This is a genomic window from Caballeronia sp. LZ024 (genome assembly GCF_031451455.1).
In the GTDB taxonomy this organism is placed as follows: domain Bacteria; phylum Pseudomonadota; class Gammaproteobacteria; order Burkholderiales; family Burkholderiaceae; genus Caballeronia; species Caballeronia telluris.
The window spans coordinates 1-851 of record NZ_JARUXL010000042.1 but is presented as its reverse complement, the minus strand read 5'-3'; the positions used below and the strand labels follow the sequence as shown (position 1 = coordinate 851).

The following is an 851-nucleotide window of genomic DNA, read 5'->3' as shown; positions in this document are numbered from 1 at the left end:
TTCGTCCGAGGCCTCCTGAAGTTCGTTGCGCCGTTGCGCGACGTGCGCGCGTTCCAAGGCAAGAGCGGCGCGCTCCTGCAATCTGCGCACCGAGATCCACAGTGCTTCCTCAACGCTTCGCTCGTGCGCGGCATTGAGCGATGCATTCGAGAACGCGTGCCCGGTATGACAGCGGTATCGCAACGGCTCGGCTTCTCCTACCCGCCAGATCACGCCGCCGCAATTCGGACACGTCAAGGTGCTCCTTTCGCCAAGCGTATCCAGGTCTTCGGGCGAGGCGTGGCCGGTGAGCGCGATGCGCGTTTCCAGTTCGATGGAGGTTCTATCCATGACATTCTGTCGTACCGGGGAAGGTTTTTCGTTGATTGCGTTCACAATCGCGTCGCCGAGTTGGTCGAGCGGAGCAACCACATCCGCCTCCGTGGCCCGAAGTGCACTGGACGGCATCGATGGCGCGACGCACGTCGACGGATCCTGGACTGCAACCCATCCACCGCACGCCTTGATCGCAGCGATGCCGGCCGCGCCGTCGTCGAGATCGCCGGTCAGTACGACACCGACCACCCGCTCGCCGGCTTCAACTGCGACGGACCGAAACAGCGGATCAATGGCGGGGCGTGTGAAGTTTTCCTTGGGCCCCGTGCTCAGACGAACTCGTCCTTCAAAAACCATCAAGTGCCGGTCGGGCGGTGCAATGTAGACGACTGACGGAGCGAGCGGCTCGTCGTCCTCGGCGTGCTTGACTAACAGACGGCAATGCGGCGCGAGAAGCTCGGGTAGAAGGCTGCGCTGATTGCCGACATGCATGACAACGAGCACAGTTGCATGCAGGCCTTGCGGGAAAGCGGATA

The 851-nt window shown here is 62.3% G+C and carries 1 protein-coding gene; it reads right to left on the bottom strand.

Annotated features, from left to right (window positions below; translation table 11 throughout):
* On the bottom strand, positions 1 to 851 hold an 851-nt coding region (locus tag QCE48_RS31645), incomplete at both ends, for a chemotaxis protein CheB (RefSeq protein WP_309794481.1).